The following is a 17,403-nucleotide window of genomic DNA, read 5'->3' on the forward strand; positions in this document are numbered from 1 at the left end:
GGGCGAGGAGATGCTAGGATACTGATCCGTTTTACTGGCGGCCACGCCTATCAGGCTCGCATGGATCAATGTGTGCTTGAGCAGGTTGTATGGGTTCCCGGCAAAAAGCGCTGTTTTATCGACTAGACTTCGACTTTTCGCCGATTTTGCCGTTTCAGTCCTTTAGTAAAATCGATCCTTGAGATGCCGTTGGGCACCTCGACAAAATGTTGCGCGTGAACAAGCCGGCGGAAACGCAGTCTGTTCTGCATCGAATATTTATTTGCCGGTGCGCCTTGATGGCGCGTCGCTACCTTGAGATAGCCGTCCTCCATGTTTGGTTCCAACGACGACAAGAAGACCCCAGCCGCGGCTGGCGAGAAGAAAGGCCTGTTCGGATGGCTGCGCAAAAAGCCGCAGGAAACCGTCGTCGAACAGCCACAAGTCCCTGTCGAGCCTGCCCCGGCTCCTGCTCCCGTGATAGAACAAGCCCCGGTTGCCGAGGCCGCGGCTCCTGTGGTGTTGCCGATCGCCGAGCCGATCCGGCAGCCTGAACAGCCCGCACCAGCGGCCGAACCTGCTCCTGCGCCAGAACTGCCGCTGACCCCCGATCTCGAGCACAAGCCCTGGCTGACCCTGCCGGTGGCGGAAGAGCCGGTGGCGCTGGTGGAAGACGAGCAGGCGCCGCACATCACCCCGCCGATTCCGGCCGCGACCGATCTGCAGCAAGCCGCCGAGCTGTTGGTGGCCGAGTTGGCACACAGCAGCGAGCCAACTGAAGTCCAGGCGCAGATCGAAGAAGAGGACGTGCCACAATCGGTGATCGCGGCTTTCGTGAAACCCGAACCTGTTCCAGAACCGGAACCTGCCCCGGTTGTCGTTGCTCCAGTTGCTCCAGTTGCTCCAGTTGCTCCAGTTGCTCCAGTCGCGGCGGTCGAAGCGCCCGCTGTCGCCGAGCCGCCCCGTGCCGAGGAAAACAAAGTCGGCTTCTTCGCTCGCCTCAAGCAGGGCCTGTCCAAGACCAGCGCCAGCATCGGCGAAGGCATGGCCAGCCTGTTCCTGGGCAAGAAGACCATCGACGACGAACTGCTGGAAGATATCGAAACCCGTCTGCTGACCGCCGACGTGGGCGTGGAAGCCACCGCGGTGATCATTCAGAACCTGACCCAGAAGGTCGCGCGCAAACAACTGACCGACGTCGATGCGCTGTACAAGTCGCTGCAGGCCGAACTGGCGAGCATGCTCAAGCCGGTGGAGCAGCCGCTGCGGATCGCTTCGCAAACCAAGCCGTTCGTGATTCTGGTGGTGGGCGTCAACGGCGCCGGCAAGACCACCACCATCGGCAAGCTGGCCAAGAAGCTGCAGCTCGAAGGCAAGAAGGTCATGCTCGCCGCGGGCGACACCTTCCGCGCCGCGGCGGTGGAACAGCTGCAAGTCTGGGGCGAGCGCAACAAGATCCCGGTGATCGCCCAGCACACCGGCGCCGATTCGGCTTCGGTGATCTTCGACGCCGTGCAGGCCGCCAAGGCCCGTGGCATCGATGTGCTGATCGCCGACACCGCCGGTCGCCTGCACACCAAAGACAACCTGATGGAAGAGTTGAAGAAGGTTCGCCGGGTGATCGGCAAGCTGGACGCCGACGCGCCGCACGAAGTGCTGCTGGTGCTCGACGCCGGTACTGGCCAGAACGCCATCAACCAGGCCAAGCAGTTCAACCAGACGGTCGAGCTGACCGGCCTGGCCCTGACCAAGCTCGATGGTACCGCCAAGGGCGGGGTGATCTTCGCCCTGGCCAAGCAGTTCGGCCTGCCGATCCGCTATATCGGCGTCGGTGAGGGCATCGACGACCTGCGTACCTTTGAAGCCGAACCCTTTGTCCAGGCACTGTTTGCCGAGCGGGAGCGTTCATGATTCGTTTCGAACAGGTCGGTAAGCGTTACTCGAATGGCCATGTGGGCCTGCACGAGCTGAGTTTCCGGGTTCGTCGCGGCGAGTTTCTGTTCGTCACCGGCCACTCCGGCGCCGGCAAGTCCACGCTGCTGCGGTTGCTGCTGGCCATGGAGCGCCCAACCAGCGGCAAGCTGCTGTTGGCCGGTCAGGACCTGAGCACCATCAGCAATGCGCAGATTCCGTTCCTGCGGCGGCAGATCGGCGTGGTGTTCCAGAACCACCAACTGCTGTTCGATCGCACTGTTTTCAACAACGTCGCCTTGCCGCTGCAGATCCTCGGCCTGTCCAAGGCTGAAATCGCCAAGCGCGTGGACTCGGCCCTGGAGCGCGTGGCGCTCTCGGACAAGACCGATCTCTACCCGGGCGACCTGTCCACCGGTCAGCAGCAGCGCGTCGGCATTGCCCGCGCCATCGTGCACCGCCCGGCCTTGCTGCTGGCGGACGAACCCACAGGTAACCTCGACCCGCGTCTGGCGGCGGAAATCATGGGCGTATTCGAAGATATCAACCGTCTGGGCACCAGCGTGCTGATCGCCAGTCACGACCTGGCGCTGATCGCGCGCATGCGTCACCGCATGCTGACCCTGCAACGCGGCCGATTGATCGGCGACGGGGAGGCTGGCGTATGAGTGCGACCCGTAGCCCCAAAGTGGCCGAACGCGTGGCTCCGAAAGCCTCGGACCAGCCGCCGCAGAAGAAAAAGCGCGACGAAGACGACGGTCCGGATTTCGGCACCCTGCTGCACGCCTGGATCGAAAGCCACCGCGCCAGCCTGCTGGACAGCCTGCGTCGCCTGGGCAAGCAACCGATCGGCAGCTTCTTCACCTGCCTAGTGATGGCCGTGGCCCTGAGCCTGCCGATGGGCTTGTCGTTGTTGCTCAACAACGTCGAGCGCCTGGGCGGTTCCTGGCAGCGCGCGGCGCAGATTTCCCTGTACCTGGAACTCGACGCCAGCGCCACCGAGGGCGAAAGCCTGAGCGAGCAGATCAAGGCCATGCCGGGCGTGGCGGATGCCGAGTTCATCAGCAAGGACAAGGCCCTGGACGAGTTCCAGCAGCAGTCCGGGCTGGGCGAGGCGCTCAAGGAGTTGCCGCAGAACCCGCTGCCGGGCGTGGTCCTGGTCACGCCGAACGAAGTGGACAAGGCAACCCTGGAAGCCTTGCGTCAGCGCCTGGCAGAAATGCCCAAGGTGCAACAGGCGCAACTGGACCTGGTGTGGGTCGAGCGGCTGGCGGCGATCCTCAAGCTGGGCGACCGGTTTGTCTTCGGTCTGACGGTGTTGCTGGTTTCCGCATTACTTTTGGTGATAGGCAATACCATTCGTCTTCATATTGAAAACCGCCGCACCGAGATAGAAGTGATTAAACTCGTCGGCGGCACGGACAGTTATGTGCGGCGTCCCTTCCTTTATATGGGCGCCCTGTATGGCTTCGGTGCGGGGATTCTGTCCTGGGGTGTTCTGGCGTTCGGCCTCGACTGGCTGAACGACGCGGTAGTGGGGCTGGCCGGTTTGTACGGCAGTGATTTTGCCCTGGCTGGCGTGCCGGTCGCCGATGGTCTATCACTCTTGCTTGGCGCGGTGTTGTTGGGGTATATCGGTGCGTGGATTGCGGTCGCCCGCCACTTGCGGGAGCTGGCGCCGAAATAGTGTCTTTTTGCTTGTATTGACCTTTTAGAATTTTTGGGAACTTGTTTTGCGGTTTCCGGTCAATTTTCAGCAGTGCTGAATAAGCACGAGTTATGTGAGTCGGAGGTTTTTTCGTATGACCACTTCTTTGCAACCTGCTTATGCCTTGGTCCCGGGTGCGAACCTGGAGGCCTATGTGCACACGGTGAACAGCATTCCATTGCTGACGCCCGAGCAGGAGCGTGAACTGGCCGAGAGTCTCTACTATGAGCAGGATCTTGAGGCGGCTCGGCAGATGGTGCTCGCCCACCTGCGTTTTGTCGTACATATCGCCCGTAGCTATTCCGGCTACGGTCTGGCCCAGGCCGACCTGATTCAGGAAGGCAATGTCGGGCTGATGAAGGCTGTAAAACGCTTCAACCCGGAAATGGGTGTGCGTCTGGTTTCGTTCGCCGTGCACTGGATCAAGGCGGAAATCCACGAGTTCATCCTGCGCAACTGGCGCATCGTGAAAGTCGCGACCACCAAGGCCCAGCGCAAGCTGTTCTTCAACCTGCGCAGCCAGAAGAAGCGTCTGGCCTGGTTGAACAACGAAGAAGTCCATCGTGTGGCGGAAAGCCTCGGTGTGGAGCCGCGCGAAGTGCGCGAGATGGAAAGCCGCCTGACCGGCCATGACATGGCCTTCGACCCAGCCGCCGAAGCGGATGACGACAGCGCCTTCCAATCGCCGGCCAACTACCTGGAAGACCACCGGTACGATCCGGCCCGTCAGCTGGAAGATGCCGACTGGACCGACAACTCCACCAGCAACCTGCACGAGGCGCTGGAAGTGCTGGACGACCGCAGCCGCGACATTCTCTACCAGCGCTGGCTGGCGGAAGAGAAAGCCACGCTGCACGACCTGGCGCAGAAGTACAACGTGTCGGCCGAGCGTATTCGTCAGCTTGAGAAGAGCGCGATGAACAAGCTCAAGCTGTCGATTGCCGCGTAATACGCCACGCAATAAAAAACGCCCCGATCCGATCGGGGCGTTTTTGTTTGTGGCGTTGGAGCGGTGGTGTCTGTGGGGATGCTATCGCGAGCAAGCTTCGCTCCTACAGAAGAAGACGCGGGCCTGTAGCGCGGATCCTGGGTGTCACTGCGCCCACAGCGCCTTGCGCGAATCGTTCAGGCCCAGCAGGTAGCTGTCTCCACCCAACTGGCTCATCTGCCGGCGGATCCAGCCGGCCCGTTGTGCCACGTAGCTGCTCGGATGGCTGGCGCTCCATACCCGAGGGTTGGGCAGGACCGCAGCCAGCAGGCTGGCCTGTTGCCGCGACAGCGAGCCCGCGCTGACACCGAAGTGATGCCGCGCCGCGGCCTCGGCGCCAAATACGCCTTCGTCCCACTCGACGCTGTTGAGGTAGACCTCGAGAATCCGTTGCTTGGGCCAGAAGATCTCGATCAGCCCGGTGAACCAGGCTTCCAGCCCTTTGCGCAACCAACTGCGTCCAGACCACAGGAACAGGTTCTTCGCCACCTGCTGGCTCAGGGTGCTGGCGCCGCGAATCGAGCCGCCGCGCTCGTTGTGGGCGAAGGCGGCCTGGATCGCGCCAATGTCGAACCCCCAGTGCTCAGGGAACTTCTGGTCTTCGCCGGCGATCACCGCCACCTTCAGGTCGTCGGAGATTTCCTCCCAGGGTTTCCAGCTGCGTTGCAGGTCGATGGGCTCACCATCGATCCAGGATTCGATCTTGCGCTCGACCATCAAGGCCGTGCCCGGAGGCGGCACGACACGGAACACCAGCACCAGCAAAACGCTGCCGACGGCGAACCAGAGCAGGGCTTTAGAGAAACGACGGAAAAATAAACGCAGCATAGAGATGGCTTGGCCGAACCCGTTGAGCGCGCCATTATACAGGCCCGACCGACGATTCTGACTGGAGTTCCTCATGCTGCGTGGCTTCCTGATGCTGGCCGCCTTTTTCGGCTTTACCGGCGTTGCCCTGGGCGCATTCGCTGCCCATGGCCTGAAAAATCGCCTGAGCGCGGAATACCTGGCGATTTTCCATACCGGCGTCACCTACCAGCTGGTGCACACCCTGGCGCTGCTGGGCGTGGCGCTGCTGGCCACGCAGATCCCCGGCCGCCTGGTGACCTGGGCCGGCGCTTCGTTCGCCATCGGCATCCTGCTGTTTTCCGGCAGCCTCTACCTGCTGACCCTGACCGGTTTCAGCAAGCTGGGCATAGTCACTCCCTTCGGTGGTCTGGCCTTCCTGGTCGGCTGGTTGTGCCTGGGTCTTGCCGCCTGGCGGTTGAGCTGACCGGCAGGTCCATTTCGAGACGAATGGCTTGGGTCGGCCAGACTGATCGGGCTAGAATGCTGGCCCCTAAAAATGATGGCGGCATTCGGCATGCGCATTCAGTTGAACGGCGAATCCTTTGAACTGCCCGACGGCGAAACCGTTGCGGCCCTGCTGACCCGTCTGGACCTGACCGGACGCCGGATCGCGGTCGAACTCAACCTGGATATCGTCCCGCGCAGCCAGCACGCCGAGACCACCCTCAACGAGGGCGATCAGGTCGAAGTGGTACACGCCATCGGCGGCGGCTAGCCACCCGGGCCAGGGCTGGCCCCCCCCACGCATTCTGCAAGAACCTCACCCCAACAGAGGATTTCCGATGAGCAACGTTCGCAGCGACAAGCCTTTCGTCCTGGCCGGTCGTACTTACCAGTCGCGTTTGCTGGTAGGCACCGGCAAGTACCGTGACATGGAAGAAACCCGCCTGGCCATCGAAGCCTCGGGGGCCGAGATCGTCACCGTCGCCGTGCGCCGGACCAATATCGGGCAGAACCCGGGCGAACCGAACCTGCTGGATATCCTACCGCCGGATCGCTACACCATCCTGCCGAACACCGCTGGCTGCTATGACGCGGTCGAGGCCGTGCGCACCTGCCGCCTGGCCCGTGAGCTGCTCGACGGTCACAATCTGGTGAAGCTGGAAGTGCTGGCCGACCAGAAAACCCTGTTCCCCAACGTGCTGGAAACCCTCAAGGCCGCCGAAGTGCTGGTCAAGGAAGGTTTCGACGTGATGGTGTACACCAGCGATGACCCGATCATCGCCCGCCAGCTGGCGGAAATGGGCTGCATCGCGGTCATGCCGCTGGCCGGCCTGATCGGTACCGGCCTGGGGATCTGCAACCCGTACAACCTGCAGATCATCCTCGAAGAAGCCAAGGTCCCGGTGCTGGTGGATGCTGGTGTCGGCACTGCCTCCGACGCCACCATCGCCATGGAACTGGGTTGCGAAGCGGTGCTGATGAACTCGGCCATCGCCCATGCGCAACAACCGGTGCTGATGGCCGAAGCCATGAAGCACGCCATTGTGGCAGGCCGCCTGGCGTACCTCGCCGGCCGCATGCCGAAGAAACTCTATGCCAGCGCCTCCTCGCCGCTGGATGGTCTGATCAAGTAAGAGCCATTGATGACTGAATCAAACGACACGCCAATCCAGCCGGAAGCCGGCGACGAGCGCCAACACCGCCGCATCAAGAGTTTCGTGATGCGCGCCGGGCGCATGACCGAAGGCCAGCAGCGCGGCCTGGAGCAGGGCGCGCCGCTGTATGTGCTGCCGTTGGCCGACGCGCCGGTGGATTTCGATCAGGTGTTTGGTCGCTCGGCGCCACGCTCCCTGGAAATCGGCTTCGGCATGGGCCACTCGCTGCTGGAAATGGCCGCGGCCGCGCCGGAGCAGGATTTCATTGGTGTGGAAGTGCACCGTCCGGGTGTCGGCGCGTTGCTCAACGGCGTGCTGACCCAGGGCCTGACCAACCTGCGGGTCTACGATTGCGATGCGATCGAAGTGCTCAACCGCTGCATCGCCGATAACAGCCTGGATCGCCTGATGCTGTTTTTCCCCGATCCGTGGCACAAGAGCCGTCACCACAAGCGGCGTATCGTCCAGGCGTCCTTCGCCGAGCTGGTGCGCAGCAAGCTGAAGGTCGGCGGCATCCTGCATATGGCCACCGACTGGGAGCCTTACGCCGAGTACATGCTGGAAGTGATGAATGTCGCGCCGGGTTACCGCAACCTGGCCGAAGACGGCAAGTGCGTGCCGCGCCCGGCCGAACGGCCGATCACCAAGTTCGAGCGCCGCGGCGAGCGCCTGGGCCATGGGGTGTGGGACCTGAAGTTCGAAAAGCTGGCGTGAGCCCTGTTGTGTAGGAGCATCCGTTCGATGCTCGATTGCTCGCGATCGGCTGCCAGGCTGAAAGATAGCGGCGCTGCGAAGTCCGCTATCGCGAGCAAGCTTCGCTCCTACGGGGCGCGGCTTATCGGCGGTCGGCGACGACGCCGATCAACACCAGCACCACCAGCAGCACCGGCGCCAGGCTGTAGTTGTTGAACTGGCTCAGGCCGCGGACGATCCACGGCGTGGCGTAGATCAGCGCGGCACCGCTGCCGATCATGCACAGCAGCGCCATCATCGGTACGCGCAGGGCGCCGGCGAGGCCGCCCAGGCGTGCTTCGACCCAGCCCTTGATATCGGCGCCGAACAGCACCAACAGGCAGCCGACGAGGGCCAGGGAGATTTCTGAAAGGTTGCTGCGACTCCAGCGGGACACGGTAGCGAGCAGGTCGAGTATCAAATCCATTCGTTTTCCCTTAGGGCTGAAATCAGCTCAGAAATTTCTGCAGCAAGTCATTGAGGAACAGCTGGCCGCGCGGGGTGGCGGCCAGGCGTGACGGTTCGACCTGCAACAGGCCGCTTTGTTCGGCGTCGCGGCGACCTTCGGCGAGGCTTTCCAGGGGCAGCCCGGTACGCTCCGGATACAGCCGCGCCTCGACGCCTTCGGTCAGGCGCAGGGCGTTCATCAGGAACTCGAACGGCAGCTCTTCGTTGCTCAGGTCCTTTTCGCCGGCCTTGAAGTTTTTCGCCGGGTTGAGGTAGTCCTTGGGCAGGCGGGTCTTCCAGGTGCGCACGATGCGCCCGTCCGGATGGCTGAGCTTGCCGTGTGCCCCGGCGCCGATGCCGATGAAGTCGCCGAAGCTCCAGTAATTGAGGTTGTGCCGGGCCGCCCGACCGGGCTGGGCATAGGCCGAGACTTCGTACTGGGCGTAGCCGTGCTCGGCCAAAAGCGCCTGGCCGGCTTCCTGGATGTCCCACAGGGTGTCGTCTTCCGGCAGCGTCGGCGGCTGGTTCCAGAACACCGTATTGGGTTCCAGGGTCAGCTGGTACCAGGACAGGTGGGTCGGCTTCATGGCGATGGCCTGGCGCAGGTCGCCCAGGGCGTCGTCCAGGGACTGGTCGGGCAGGCCGTGCATCAGGTCCAGGTTGAAGTTGTCGAACCCGGCCTGGCGTGCCATGCCGGCGGCGCGCACGGCTTCGTCGCCATTGTGGATGCGGCCCAGGGCCTTGAGCTTGTCTTCCTGGAAACTCTGGATGCCGATCGACAGGCGATTGATGCCCAGGGCGCGATAGGCGGTGAACTTCTCCTGTTCGAAGGTCCCGGGGTTGGCTTCCAGGGTGATCTCGATGTCGCGGGCGAACGGGATGCGTTGCTCCACGCCTTTGAGCAACCGGCCCAGGGCCTGGGCGCTGAACAGGCTCGGCGTGCCGCCGCCGAAGAAGATCGAACTCAGCTCGCGGCCGTAGACGGCGGACAGGTCCTGGTCGAGGTCGGCCAGCAGGGCGTCGACGTACTCTTCTTCCGGCAGCACCGGGCTGGCGGCGTGGGAGTTGAAGTCGCAGTAAGGGCATTTGCGTACACACCACGGGATGTGGATGTACAGCGCCAGGGGCGGCAGCTGGGGCAGGGCCGCCCGGGGCGTTTGCGCACCGCCGAGAATCAGCGGTGGCGCGGACGAATCAATGGTCATTGCAGGCTCAGGCGTTGCCGCAGAATGGCCATGGCGCGGGCGCGATGGCTGAGTTGGTTCTTTTGGATCGGGTCCAGCTCGGCGCTGGAGCAGTTGCGCTCCGGCACCCAGAACAGCGGGTCGTAGCCGAAACCGTGCTCGCCGCTGGCGGCCGTGAGGATGCGCCCGTGCCACAGGCCTTCGCAGAGGATCGGCAGCGGATCCTCGGCATGTCGCACCAGCGCCAGGACGCAGACGAACTGCGCGCCGCGCTCGGCCTCGGGAACGTCCTTCAGGGCGTCCAGCAGCTTGGCGTTGTTCGCCGCGTCGCCCTGGCCGTCGGCGTAGCGCGCCGAGTAGATGCCTGGCGCGCCGCCGAGGAAGTCCACCGCCAGGCCGGAATCGTCCGCCAGCGCCGGCAGGCCGGAAATGCGCGAAGCGTTGCGGGCCTTGAGGATGGCGTTCTCGACGAACGACAGGCCGGTTTCTTCCGGTTCGACGCTGCTGAACTCGCCGATCGAGCGCAGGTGCACCGAGTCGCCGAGCATGGCCTGGAGTTCCTTGAGTTTGCCGGCGTTATGGCTGGCCAGTACGAGTTGGGTAAAAGTCATCATTCGCCGGGGAAAAGCTCTTGGTTGAAGTTGATGGTGTTGATCGCGTCACCGGTCTGCACCTTGATTTCGAAGGTGCGGGTTTCCTGCTGTTCCACCGGGTACTGGGCGATGTAGTAGATCGCGCCCTGTTCGGTGACCTGCTTGAATTTCAGCGGCACCGACTGGCTGGTCAGGTCCTTGACGGTCCCGGTGACCTGGGCGACCAGCGGTTTGCCGGCCTTGAGCACGGAAACGTTGATCACGCCCTGGTTCTTGCTGCGCACCAGCTCCGCGGCCTTGGCGATATCCGGTTGCAGGAAGGTGGAGTTGAAGGTGTTGTAGTGCACGGTCACGTCACCGAACACTTCCTGGCGCTCGCCCTTGATGGGCTCGGCGGCCATCGCCGATGCGCTCAGGCACGCTGCCAATAGAAAAGTAACCAAGCGACCCATGATCGTTCTCCTTTTGAACCTGGTTTATACCGCGATCTGGTGATCCTGCAGGCCGGGGCTGCTGACGCGGTAGATGCCGATCTCACCTAACAGATTAGGCCATAGCTTACTGGCCCACCCGTGCCGGTGCTGTTGATCCACCGCAAGGCGATCGATGACCTTGGCTTCACGTTCGCGGCAAAGCTCTTCAAAGTCCTCGAACGTGCAGAAGTGAATGTTCGGCGTGTTGTACCAGGTGTACGGCAGGAATTCGGAGACCGGCATCCGCCCCTTGCTGGCCAGGTACCAGCGGCAGCGCCAGTGGCCGAAGTTGGGGAAGGTGATGATGCACTGGCGGCCGACCCGCAGCATTTCGTCGAGGATCCGGTCCGGGTAGTGCACGGCCTGCAGGGCCTGGGTCATGACCACGATGTCGAAGCTGTTGCTGGCGAAGTTGCCCAGGCCCTTGTCCAGGTCCTGCTCGATGACGTTGATGCCCTTGGCCACGCACTCGGCGATGTTGTCCGGGTCGTTTTCCAGGCCATAGCCGGTGACTTGCTTGTGATCGCGCAGCCAGCTCAGCAGTTCGCCATTGCCGCAACCGAGGTCGAGCACGCGGCTGCCGGCGGGGATCCATTCTTGGATGATTTCCAGATCGGCTCTCATGGCGTCCTCACAGCGTTATACGGTTCATGTAGTTGCCGAACGCCTGCAGGTAACGCGGGATCGGAATCAGAAAGGCGTCGTGGCCCTGTGGGGCATCGATTTCCAGGTAGCTGACGTCCTTGCGCGCGGCCATCAGGGCATCCACCAGCTCCCGCGAGCGGGCCGGGGAGAAGCGCCAGTCGGTGGTGAAGGACATCACGCAGAACTTGGCCTTGGCGCCTTCGAAGGTTTTCGCCAGGTTATCGTCGAAGTTCGCCGCCGGATCGAAGTAATCCAGGGCCTTGGTCATCAGCAGGTAGGTGTTGGCGTCGAACCGCCCGGAGAACTCCTCGCCCTGATAACGCAGGTAGCTTTCGACCTGGAACTCGACGCTGTGGAAGTCGTAGTTGAGCTTTTCGCTCTTCAGGCCACGGCCGAATTTCTCGCCCATGGAGTCGTCGGACAGGTAAGTGATGTGCCCGACCATCCGCGCCAGCATCAGCCCGCGCTTGGGGATCACGCCCTGTTCCTGGAACGAACCGCCGTGGAATTCGGGGTCGGTGAGGATGGCCTGGCGCGCCACTTCGTTGAAGGCGATGTTCTGCGCCGACAGCTTGGGCGCCGAAGCGATGGCCAGGCAATGGCGCACCCGCTCCGGGTAGGTGATGGTCCATTGCAGGGCCTGCATGCCGCCCAGGCTGCCACCGATCACGGCGGCCCACTGGTGGATGCCGATGCGGTCGGCCAGGCGCGCCTGGCTGTGCACCCAGTCTTCCACGGTCAGCACCGGGAAGTCGGCGCCGAACGGCTTGCCGGTGTCCGGATTGACGCTGCTCGGACCGGTGGAGCCGTTGCAGCCGCCGAGGTTGTTCAGGCTGACGACGAAGAACTTGTTGGTGTCGATCGGCTTGCCCGGGCCGATGCAGCTGTCCCACCAGCCCGGCTTGCGGTCGTCGGGGCTGTGGTAGCCGGCGGCGTGGTGATGGCCGGACAGGGCGTGGCAGATCAGCACGGCATTGCTCGCCGTGGCGTTCAGCTGGCCGTAGGTCTCGTAGATCAGATCATAGGCTGGCAGGGAGCGGCCGCAGGCCAGGGCCAGGGGCTCGCTGAAATGCGCCACTTGCGGCGTCACCAGACCAACGGAATCGGCGGGAAAGGCAGTTGGCATCGACCCTGCTCTCGTTTAAATGAGGCGTAAGTCTAAAGACCGCTGCCCCCAGCGGCAAGCAAAGGCCGGGGCTGATTTCAGGCAGTTGAAGCGCAGTGAGGCAATCGCGGGCAAGCCTCGCTCCTACCCGACCGCGTGGACCTGTAGGAGCGAGGCTTGCCCGCGATGAACGGTGATGAAGTCAGCTGGTCGGCCACTTCAATTCCGGCAGGTCCGGGAGTTTTTTCGGCGCATTGATCCGCACCCGTTTCTGCCGGTTCAACTCGCCGCTGATCAGGCTGACCTGGCTCTTGGACACGCCGAAGGCCTTGGCCAGGAACGCCATCAAATAAGCGTTGGCCTTGCCCTCCACCGGTGGCGCGGTGAGGCGGATCTTCAGGCGCTCGCCATGCAGCCCGGCGAAATCATCGCTACGGGCCGCAGGTTGCAGGTGGCACTCCAGGATCAGGTCGTCGCCGTCCCAACGAAAGTAGCTCACAGGATCAGATCAGCAGACGCAGGATGTCCGGCATCATGGTCATGGCCGCCAGGTTGTTGATCACCAGCATATCGATCAGCTTGAGCACCATGAACGCCAGGATCGGCGAGATATCCAGGCCGCCCATGCTCGGCAGGATGCGGCGGAACGGCGCCAGGGCCGGCTCGCAGATCTGGTTGACCAGTTCGGCGCCCGGGTTATGGCTGCCCGGGGCGACCCAGGAGAGGATCACGCTGATGATCAGGGCGAAGAAGAAAATCTTCATGAACAGCGCGGTCACGCCAATGATCGACCAGATCAGCAGTTGCAGCGGGTTGCCGGTGGTGCCGTAAGTCAGCAGCAGGGTCAGGGCCATCAGCAGCAGTTGCACGACGATCGCCAGGATCAGCGACGACATGTCCAGGCCGAACAGGCTCGGGATGACCCGGCGCATCGGCTTGAGCAGCGGCTGGGTGGCGCGCACGGCGAACTGGCACAGCGGGTTGTAGAAGTCGGCGCGTACCAGTTGCAGCACGAAGCGCAGCAGCACGATCAGCAGGTACAGGCTGCCCAGGGTTTGCAGCACGTACACCGCCGCAGTGTTCAATCCAATCATCATTGGCTCCTTATTGGCCCAGTTGTTCGGCCATCTCGGCCGAGCGGTGCGCGGCGGCACCCAATGCTTTTTCCACCAGGGCTTCGAAGCCACTGGCCTGGAACGACTTGATCGCGGCTTCCGTGGTCCCGGCCGGCGAGGTCACGCGGCGGCGCAGTTCAGCCGCGTCCACGTCGCTGGACACCGCCATGTGCGCCGCGCCCAGCGCGGTTTGCAGGGTCAGTTGGCGGGCGGTTTCCCGTGGCAGACCGAGTTTTTCGCCGGCGGCGGTCATGGCTTCGATCAGCAGGAAGAAATACGCCGGGCCGCTACCGGACACCGCGGTCACCGCGTCCAGTTGCTGCTCCTGTTCCAGCCACAGGACGATGCCCACGGCCGACAGCAGTTCTTCGGCCTGCTGGCGTTGCGCCGCGCTCACCGCGGCGGTGGCGTACAGGCCGCTGGCGCCCTGGCGCAGCAGGGCTGGGGTGTTGGGCATGCAACGCACGATCGGCTGCTCGCCGAGCCACTTGTTCATGCTGGCGCAGGTGATGCCGGCGGCGATGGACACGATCAACTGGTGCGGTTTCAGGCTGGGGCGCAGGGCTTCGCACACGGCCTTCATGGCCTGTGGCTTGACCGCCAGCACCACCACGTCGACGCCGTCGATGGCTTCGGCGTTGTCGGCGAACAGTTCAATGCCGTGCTCGGCCTGGACCTTGGCGCGGGTTTCGGCGCCCGGGTCGCTGGCGCGGATCTGGCTGGCGTCCAGGCCCTTGGCGCGCAGGCCGCCGATCAAGCTGGCAGCCATGTTGCCGGCGCCGATAAAGGCGATACGAGTCTTGCTCATGACAGGTCCTTATTCAGAGGTGAGGCCGCCACAGTCATGGCTGGCCATAATCGCGGGCACCAAACAGGGCGGTACCGATACGTACCCAGGTGGCGCCTTGGGCGATGGCCGCTTCGAGGTCGTGGCTCATGCCCATGGAAAGTGTGTCGGTTGGCAGGTCCAGGCTTTCGCGCAGGTTGTCGTTCAGGTTGCGCACGGCCGCGAAGGCAGCGTCCTGGGCGGCACGATCTTCAGTCGGCTCGGGAATCGCCATCAGCCCGCGCAGTTGCAGGCGCGGCAAGGCGCTGATGGCGCTGGCCAGGGCCGGCAGGTCGGCCGGCGTACAGCCGGACTTGCTGGCCTCGCCACTGACATTGACCTGAATGCAGATGTTCAACGGCGGCAAGTCGGCCGGGCGTTGCTCGGACAGGCGTTGAGCGATTTTCAAGCGATCCACGGAATGCACCCAGGCGAAGTTCTCGGCGATAGCTCGCGTCTTGTTCGACTGAATGGGGCCGATGAAGTGCCAACTCAAGGGCAGGTCGCCAAGTTCCGCCTGTTTGCCCAGGGCTTCTTGCAGGTAGTTCTCGCCGAAGTCGCGCAGACCGGCCGCGTAGGCTTCACGCAGCGCCGCGGCGGGCTTGGTCTTGCTCACGGCCAGCAGATGGATGCTGCTTTCGTCACGTTGCGAGGCCTGCGCCGCGGCACGGATCCGTGCGCTAACCAGGGCGATGTTGTCTGCTATCGTGGACATTCGATGTACGCCAGCGGGTCTTGGGTTCGCGGCATTCTACTGGAATTGGGGAACGCTATGGATATCACTGAGTTGCTGGCCTTCAGCGTCAAACAGGGCGCTTCGGACCTGCACCTCTCGGCCGGTTTGCCGCCGATGATTCGCATCGACGGCGATATTCGCCGGATCAACCTGCCGGTGCTGGAGGCGCAACAGGTGCATGAGCTGATCCTGGCCAGCATGACTGATCCGCAACGGGCCGAGTTCAAGGCCGCGCTGGAGATCGACTTTTCCTTCGCGGTGCCGGGCCTGGCGCGCTTTCGGGTCAATGCCTTCAACCATCAGCGCGGCGCCGGCGCGGTCTTTCGCAGCATTGCGGCCAAGGTGCCGGGCCTGGACGAACTGGGCATGGGCGAGGTCTTTCGCCGGATCAGCGAAGTGCCCCGCGGCCTGGTGCTGGTGACCGGGCCGACCGGTTCGGGCAAGTCGACCACCCTGGCGGCGATGATCGATCACCTGAACCAGAGCCGGCACCAGCACATCCTCACCATCGAGGACCCCATCGAGTTCATCCACGAATCGAAGAAGTGCCTGATCAACCAGCGCGAGGTGCATCGCGACACCCGCAGCTTCTCCACGGCCCTGCGCTCGGCCCTGCGCGAAGACCCGGATGTGATTCTGGTGGGGGAAATGCGCGATCTGGAAACCATCCGCCTGGCGCTGACCGCCGCGGAGACCGGGCATCTGGTGTTCGGCACCCTGCACACCACGTCGGCGGCGAAAACCGTGGACCGGGTGGTGGACGTGTTCCCGGCCGAGGAGAAGGCGATGGTTCGCTCCATGCTCTCGGAATCGCTGCAGGCGGTGGTTTCCCAGGCGCTGGTGAAGCGTATCGGCGGAGGCCGGGTAGCGGCTCACGAGATCATGCTGGGCAGCGCGGCGATCCGTAACCTGATCCGCGAGGACAAAGTGGCGCAGATGTACTCGGCGATCCAGACCGGCGGGGCACTGGGGATGCAGACCCTGGACATGAGCCTGAAGGCGCTGGTGGATGCGGGGCTGGTCAGCCGGGAGCACGCCCGGGAAAAGGCGCGGGCGCCGGACAGTATTTGAAGAGGTATCGGGGCGGCCAATGCAATCGCGAGCCATCGAGCGTGGTGGCTCGATGACTCGCGATCAGGGAGGGCGATCAGCGCTGAACGATGCGCAGGGTGTTCTGCTCTTTTGGCAGGACCCGCTTGGCCACTACGTAGTTCTTGTCCCAGTACGGCTTCTTCAGGGTATCGATGGTCACCGACTTGCCGCGGCGCGGCGCGTGGATGAAGCGATCGTTGCCCAGGTAGATGGCGACGTGGTTGACCCGGCGGCTCTTGAGGTTGAAGAACAGCAGGTCGCCAGGCTTGAGGTCCTTGCGCTCGACTTTCTGCCCGTGACCGCTGGCCATGGCGTTCGAGGTGCGGGGCAGATCGACGGCGGCGACGTCGTTGAAGGCGTATTTCACCAGGCCGCTGCAGTCGAAGCCTTTACTTGGGCTGCTGCCGCCCCAACGGTAAGGAGTACCCAGTACGTTGACGGCACGGCTGAGCACGGTGCTGCTCTGCTTGGCCGCCATCTGCGGTACCGGCTTGCTGCTGACGCTGCTCAGGTGAGTCGGGCGTTTGACCGACAGCTTGTTCTTGGAGCTGTTCTTGCTGATTTGGGTGACGTGGGCTTTTGGAGTGAAGCCGTTCACGTTGGGAAGACGTTGCTCACGATTGGTGGCGTGGGCAGCCAGTGGCATCAATAGGCAAATGGTTAGCCATGTCTTGAAAAATGGACGCATTAGGCAAGGCTCATATGGGTTAGCGCGCAACTTTATAACAGCTTTTTTGTCACTTCTCAGGCCGTTGGTCGATTCAACCTGGAGGTCAAATTCGCTGAAGAGGCGGCAAATTGACGCAATTGTCCGACAGAAGTCAGGCAGTACAAGGGTTTCATGGCAGCGACCTTAACATTTGCCACACGTCGGCTGCCTGTAAAAAAGTCACAAAGAATTAAAGAAAATTTATCTATTGCGTGGAACGAGGTACTCAATGAACACCTATCGCCCGGACGGTTCGACCCATGACACCCACAGCAAGGTGATCGGTTACCTGTTGTGGATTTTCGGTTTTACCGGCTCTCACCGCTTCTATTACGGCAAGCCGGTTACCGGAACCATCTGGTTTTTCACCCTGGGCTTGCTGGGCATCGGCTGGCTGATCGACCTGTTCCTGATCCCGGCCATGGACCGCGAGGCCGACCTGCGTTTTACCCCGGGACCCATCGAATACAGCGTCGCCTGGATCCTCCTGACCTTTCTCGGGATCTTCGGCGTGCACCGTATGTATCAGGGCAAATGGATCAGCGGCCTGCTGTACCTGCTGACTGGCGGGGTGTTCTTTCTGGGGGTCTTGTATGACTTCTGGACGCTGAATGACCAAGTGTCGTTGCGTAACGCGCAGCGGCGTTGAATACAGGAGCGCCATCGCGAGCAAGCTCGCTCCTACAGAAGAAGTGCGGCGCCAATGGGGTCTG

The 17,403-nt window shown here is 62.9% G+C and carries 23 protein-coding genes; 10 read left to right on the forward strand and 13 right to left on the reverse strand.

The genetic code is table 11. The features are described 5' to 3' along the window. Window positions 1–122: 122 nt before the first annotated feature. The gene (locus tag AC07Y9_RS24535) at window positions 123–314 is read right to left on the reverse strand and encodes a hypothetical protein (RefSeq protein ID WP_158245997.1); all 192 of its coding nucleotides are present in this window, start codon (window positions 312–314) and stop codon (window positions 123–125) included. On the opposite strand from AC07Y9_RS24535, the gene ftsY reads away from it, so the two are divergent. The 4 genes from ftsY (at window position 313) to rpoH (ending at window position 4,547) form a co-directional block, all read left to right on the forward strand. Continuing rightward, window positions 313–1,890 carry a signal recognition particle-docking protein FtsY gene (gene ftsY / locus AC07Y9_RS24540; protein WP_102680477.1) on the forward strand — a complete coding sequence of 526 codons (1,578 nt, stop codon included), beginning with the start codon at window positions 313–315 and terminating at the stop codon, window positions 1,888–1,890. The genes AC07Y9_RS24535 and ftsY overlap by 2 nt on opposite strands. Then, on the forward strand, window positions 1,887–2,558 hold the full coding sequence (gene ftsE / locus AC07Y9_RS24545; protein ID WP_007921216.1) for a cell division ATP-binding protein FtsE: 672 nt from the start codon (window positions 1,887–1,889) through the stop codon (window positions 2,556–2,558). The genes ftsY and ftsE overlap by 4 nt, the downstream gene beginning before the upstream one ends. Continuing rightward, a complete protein-coding gene (gene ftsX, locus AC07Y9_RS24550; protein WP_009046038.1) occupies window positions 2,555–3,577 on the forward strand; it encodes a permease-like cell division protein FtsX in 1,023 nt (340 codons plus the stop codon). Before ftsE ends, ftsX begins: the two co-directional genes overlap by 4 nt. 115 nt (window positions 3,578–3,692) lie before the next feature. Next, a complete protein-coding gene (gene rpoH, locus AC07Y9_RS24555; protein ID WP_007921212.1) occupies window positions 3,693–4,547 on the forward strand; it encodes an RNA polymerase sigma factor RpoH in 855 nt (284 codons plus the stop codon). A 144-nt stretch (window positions 4,548–4,691) separates the two neighbouring features. Here rpoH and mtgA read toward each other — a convergent pair whose 3' ends face one another. After that, window positions 4,692–5,414 (reverse strand): monofunctional biosynthetic peptidoglycan transglycosylase, encoded by a 723-nt coding sequence (gene mtgA / locus AC07Y9_RS24560; protein WP_102680505.1) that lies wholly within the window; start codon window positions 5,412–5,414, stop codon window positions 4,692–4,694. A 73-nt stretch (window positions 5,415–5,487) separates the two neighbouring features. Here mtgA and AC07Y9_RS24565 point away from each other — a divergent pair, with 73 nt between their 5' ends. The 4 genes from AC07Y9_RS24565 (at window position 5,488) to trmB (ending at window position 7,747) form a co-directional block, all read left to right on the forward strand. Continuing rightward, a complete protein-coding gene (locus tag AC07Y9_RS24565; protein WP_102680478.1) occupies window positions 5,488–5,859 on the forward strand; it encodes a DUF423 domain-containing protein in 372 nt (123 codons plus the stop codon). A gap of 90 nt (window positions 5,860–5,949) precedes the next feature. After that, window positions 5,950–6,150: a sulfur carrier protein ThiS gene (gene thiS / locus AC07Y9_RS24570; protein WP_007921206.1), complete on the forward strand. Its 201-nt coding sequence runs from the start codon at window positions 5,950–5,952 to the stop codon at window positions 6,148–6,150. Window positions 6,151–6,217: 67 nt separating this feature from the next. Continuing rightward, window positions 6,218–7,012 (forward strand): thiazole synthase, encoded by a 795-nt coding sequence (locus tag AC07Y9_RS24575; RefSeq protein WP_007921204.1) that lies wholly within the window; start codon window positions 6,218–6,220, stop codon window positions 7,010–7,012. Between the two features lie 9 nt (window positions 7,013–7,021). Then, window positions 7,022–7,747 (forward strand): tRNA (guanosine(46)-N7)-methyltransferase TrmB, encoded by a 726-nt coding sequence (gene trmB / locus AC07Y9_RS24580; RefSeq protein WP_016704842.1) that lies wholly within the window; start codon window positions 7,022–7,024, stop codon window positions 7,745–7,747. A gap of 121 nt (window positions 7,748–7,868) precedes the next feature. Here trmB and AC07Y9_RS24585 read toward each other — a convergent pair whose 3' ends face one another. The 10 genes from AC07Y9_RS24585 to AC07Y9_RS24630 form a co-directional block, all read right to left on the reverse strand. Further along, a complete protein-coding gene (locus AC07Y9_RS24585) occupies window positions 7,869–8,192 on the reverse strand; it encodes a DUF3392 domain-containing protein (protein ID WP_007921199.1) in 324 nt (107 codons plus the stop codon). A gap of 22 nt (window positions 8,193–8,214) precedes the next feature. Continuing rightward, on the reverse strand, window positions 8,215–9,417 hold the full coding sequence (hemW, locus tag AC07Y9_RS24590; RefSeq protein ID WP_087092459.1) for a radical SAM family heme chaperone HemW: 1,203 nt from the start codon (window positions 9,415–9,417) through the stop codon (window positions 8,215–8,217). After that, complete coding sequence (gene rdgB / locus AC07Y9_RS24595; RefSeq protein WP_009046030.1) at window positions 9,414–10,010, reverse strand: RdgB/HAM1 family non-canonical purine NTP pyrophosphatase; 597 nt, start codon at window positions 10,008–10,010, stop codon at window positions 9,414–9,416. Before rdgB ends, hemW begins: the two co-directional genes overlap by 4 nt. Next, window positions 10,007–10,441, reverse strand: coding sequence for a DUF4426 domain-containing protein (locus tag AC07Y9_RS24600; RefSeq protein ID WP_007921193.1), 435 nt, complete (start codon window positions 10,439–10,441; stop codon window positions 10,007–10,009). The genes rdgB and AC07Y9_RS24600 overlap by 4 nt, the downstream gene beginning before the upstream one ends. A 24-nt stretch (window positions 10,442–10,465) precedes the next feature. Beyond that, window positions 10,466–11,086 carry a methionine biosynthesis protein MetW gene (gene metW, locus AC07Y9_RS24605; protein ID WP_007921185.1) on the reverse strand — a complete coding sequence of 207 codons (621 nt, stop codon included), beginning with the start codon at window positions 11,084–11,086 and terminating at the stop codon, window positions 10,466–10,468. 7 nt (window positions 11,087–11,093) lie between these two features. After that, window positions 11,094–12,233: a homoserine O-succinyltransferase MetX gene (metX, locus tag AC07Y9_RS24610; RefSeq protein WP_087092458.1), complete on the reverse strand. Its 1,140-nt coding sequence runs from the start codon at window positions 12,231–12,233 to the stop codon at window positions 11,094–11,096. 181 nt (window positions 12,234–12,414) lie between these two features. Then, window positions 12,415–12,711: a DUF167 domain-containing protein gene (locus AC07Y9_RS24615; protein ID WP_102680479.1), complete on the reverse strand. Its 297-nt coding sequence runs from the start codon at window positions 12,709–12,711 to the stop codon at window positions 12,415–12,417. Between the two features lie 4 nt (window positions 12,712–12,715). Continuing rightward, window positions 12,716–13,306, reverse strand: coding sequence for a YggT family protein (locus tag AC07Y9_RS24620; protein WP_102680480.1), 591 nt, complete (start codon window positions 13,304–13,306; stop codon window positions 12,716–12,718). A gap of 10 nt (window positions 13,307–13,316) precedes the next feature. Beyond that, complete coding sequence (gene proC / locus AC07Y9_RS24625) at window positions 13,317–14,135, reverse strand: pyrroline-5-carboxylate reductase (protein WP_007929984.1); 819 nt, start codon at window positions 14,133–14,135, stop codon at window positions 13,317–13,319. Between the two features lie 34 nt (window positions 14,136–14,169). Continuing rightward, window positions 14,170–14,868: a YggS family pyridoxal phosphate-dependent enzyme gene (locus AC07Y9_RS24630; protein ID WP_102680481.1), complete on the reverse strand. Its 699-nt coding sequence runs from the start codon at window positions 14,866–14,868 to the stop codon at window positions 14,170–14,172. Window positions 14,869–14,925: 57 nt separating this feature from the next. On the opposite strand from AC07Y9_RS24630, the gene AC07Y9_RS24635 reads away from it, so the two are divergent. Then, on the forward strand, window positions 14,926–15,960 hold the full coding sequence (locus tag AC07Y9_RS24635; protein ID WP_102680482.1) for a type IV pilus twitching motility protein PilT: 1,035 nt from the start codon (window positions 14,926–14,928) through the stop codon (window positions 15,958–15,960). A gap of 76 nt (window positions 15,961–16,036) precedes the next feature. Here AC07Y9_RS24635 and AC07Y9_RS24640 read toward each other — a convergent pair whose 3' ends face one another. Continuing rightward, a complete protein-coding gene (locus AC07Y9_RS24640; RefSeq protein WP_007929981.1) occupies window positions 16,037–16,669 on the reverse strand; it encodes a C40 family peptidase in 633 nt (210 codons plus the stop codon). A gap of 250 nt (window positions 16,670–16,919) precedes the next feature. Here AC07Y9_RS24640 and AC07Y9_RS24645 point away from each other — a divergent pair, with 250 nt between their 5' ends. Further along, complete coding sequence (locus AC07Y9_RS24645; RefSeq protein WP_007929980.1) at window positions 16,920–17,339, forward strand: NINE protein; 420 nt, start codon at window positions 16,920–16,922, stop codon at window positions 17,337–17,339. Window positions 17,340–17,403: the final 64 nt, after the last annotated feature.

The sequence above is a fragment of the Pseudomonas sp. GW456-L12 genome (assembly GCF_059424045.1).